We start from the raw sequence: 2,241 nt of genomic DNA, 5'->3' as shown, positions 1-2,241 counted from the left end.
CGGGCCCGACCTGCCGAGCCGCTCGCGCCGATCGGGCTCGTCGTCCTCGCGCTGCTCGTCGAGCGCTCGCGCGCGCCCTCGGGCGCGACCCCGACAGCCCCCGCGGTCTGGCCAAGGTCACCCGCACCGACACACACTGATCCCCACCCACCCCACGAGAGGAACCCCCATGGCCAGCAAGGCAGAGCAGATCCTCGCCGCCCTCGGCGGCGCGGACAACGTCGTCGAGATCGAGCCGTGCATCACCCGGCTGCGGACCGAGGTCAACGACGGCTCGAAGGTCGACCAGGCCGCGCTCAAGGCCGCCGGCGCGCACGGCGTCATGGCCCAGGGCACGGTCGTGCAGGTCGTCGTCGGTCCCGAGGCCGACACCCTGGCCGAGGACATCGAGGACCTGATGTGAGCGAGGTGCTCGCCCCCAGCGCCGGTGCCGTCCTGCCGATGACGGCGTGCGTCGACGAGGTCTTCGCCCAGCAGCTCGTCGGGCCCGGGCTCGTGCTCGACCCGCCCGACGGCGAGACGACGGTCGTCGCCCCGATCGCCGGCACGGTCATGAAGGTCCACCCCCACGCCTTCGTCGTCGTGGGGGAGGGGGCCGGCGTGCTCGTCCACCTCGGGATCAACACCGTCAAGCTCGAGGGCGCCGGCTTCGCCGTCCACGTCGAGCAGGGCGCGACCGTCGCCGCCGGCGACCCGATGATCACGTGGGATCCCGCCGCGCTGCCGGGCGAGGTTGCGGGGCAAGCGATCTCGCGCCAAGTGCCCGTCGTCGTCCTCGACGTGCCGGCCGACTCCCTCGATCTGTCCGCCGCGCCGACCGAGGTCGTCACGGGCGACCTGCTCTTCCGTCTCGCCTGAGCCCCGTCCCGCCGGCCGGGTGGCCCGGCGAGCGGGCGTGCGCTGCGCCCAACACAAACACATGTGACTATCCCTTTACTTGTGTTGTTTCGTCTTCTACGGTGGGTCGTGTTCACCACCGGCACCGGCGCCTGGGGCGCCCGGCAGGACGAGGGAGTCCACTCGATGTACGCACCCGAGCGGCAGCAGCGCATCCTCGAGATCGCGCGCACGCACGGCCGGGTCGAGGTCGTCGCCCTCGCCGACGAGCTGTCGGTGACGACCGAGACCATCCGACGTGACCTCACCGCCCTCGAGCGCCGCGGCGGCCTGCGTCGGGTGCACGGCGGCGCGCTGCCGGTCGAGCGCCTCGAGGTCGAGCCGCCGCTGGCCACCCGCTCCGGTCGCACTCTCAGGTCAAGCGCCGCATCGCCGCCCGCGCCCTCGATGAGCTCCCCGTGGAGGGGACCGTGCTCGTCGACGGCGGGTCGACGACCCTCGCGCTCGCACAGCTGCTCCCGGACCGCCCCGGCCTGACCGTCGTCACGAGCTCCGTCGACGTCGCCGTCCTCCTCCGGCCGCACGAGCACACCGAGCTCTACGTGCTCGGCGGCCGGGTGCGCGGTCGCACCGGGACGACGGTCGGCACCTGGCTGACCTCTGCCCTCGCCGACGTGTGCGTCGACGTCGCCTTCGTCGGCACCAACGGCTACTCGAGCGCCCGCGGCATGACGACGCCCGACCAGTCCGAGGCCGATGCCAAGCGGGCCATGGTCGCCGCTGCCCGGCTCGTCGTCGTCGTCGCCGACTCCTCGAAGGCGGGCGACGACCACTTCCACCGCTTCGCCGACACGGCGACGATCGACCTGCTCGTCACCGACGACGGGCTCGACGACGAGACCGCCGCCGAGCTCGGCGCCGAGGGCATGGCGGTCGCACGCGCATGATCATCACGCTCACCCCCAACCCGAGCATCGACCGCACCGTCGACCTGGCCGCGCTGCGGCGCGGCCAGGTCAACCGCGCCACCGCCAGCCGGATCGACCCCGGCGGCAAGGGGGTCAACGTCTCCCGGGCCCTGACGGCACAGGGCTCGCCGACCCTGGCCGTGCTCCCCGAGGGCGGGCCCGAGGGCAACCTCATGGCAGAGCTCCTCGACGCCGCCGGCGTGCGCCGCCGTGGGGTCCCGGTGGCCGGTTCGGTGCGGCTCAACGTCACCGCGGTCGAGCCCGACGGCACGACGACCAAGCTCAACGAGCCCGGCCCGACCCTGGACAAAGGTGAGGTCCGTGCCCTCCTCGAGGCCGTCGCCGACGCCGTCCGGTCGGCGGGAGGCGAGCCGGTGTGGGTCGTCGGGGTGCGGTGCGCTCGCCGCCGGCGCGCGGCCGACCTGCTCGCCGGTCT

At 73.8% G+C, this 2,241-nt stretch carries 5 protein-coding genes; all 5 read left to right on the top strand.

The features are described 5' to 3' along the window. Positions 1 to 169: 169 nt before the first annotated feature. Positions 170 to 403 (top strand): PTS sugar transporter subunit IIB, encoded by a 234-nt coding sequence (locus tag AC2W7J_RS17635; RefSeq protein WP_255184232.1) that lies wholly within the window; start codon positions 170 to 172, stop codon positions 401 to 403. After that, positions 400 to 858 (top strand): PTS sugar transporter subunit IIA, encoded by a 459-nt coding sequence (locus AC2W7J_RS17630; protein WP_427801392.1) that lies wholly within the window; start codon positions 400 to 402, stop codon positions 856 to 858. Before AC2W7J_RS17635 ends, AC2W7J_RS17630 begins: the two co-directional genes overlap by 4 nt. Positions 859 to 966: 108 nt before the next feature. Beyond that, on the top strand, positions 967 to 1,374 hold the full coding sequence (locus AC2W7J_RS17625; protein ID WP_485984008.1) for a DeoR family transcriptional regulator: 408 nt from the start codon (positions 967 to 969) through the stop codon (positions 1,372 to 1,374). Next, complete coding sequence (locus AC2W7J_RS17620) at positions 1,296 to 1,784, top strand: DeoR/GlpR family DNA-binding transcription regulator (RefSeq protein ID WP_485984006.1); 489 nt, start codon at positions 1,296 to 1,298, stop codon at positions 1,782 to 1,784. The genes AC2W7J_RS17625 and AC2W7J_RS17620 overlap by 79 nt, the downstream gene beginning before the upstream one ends. Next, positions 1,781 to 2,241, top strand: a 461-nt coding sequence (locus AC2W7J_RS17615; RefSeq protein ID WP_485984005.1) for a PfkB family carbohydrate kinase, incomplete at its 3' end; no start/stop codon positions are given. The genes AC2W7J_RS17620 and AC2W7J_RS17615, both read left to right, overlap by 4 nt.

This window comes from Janibacter sp. CFPM2_SD2, assembly GCF_057364645.1.
This window is presented reverse-complemented; position numbering and strand designations above follow the sequence as displayed.

Bases quoted from the DNA above. Each gene is read 5' to 3' on its own strand.
- AC2W7J_RS17635 (WP_255184232.1), top strand. From the start codon at position 170: ATGGCCAGCAAGGCAGAGCAGATCCTCGCCGCCCTCGGCGGCGCGGAC.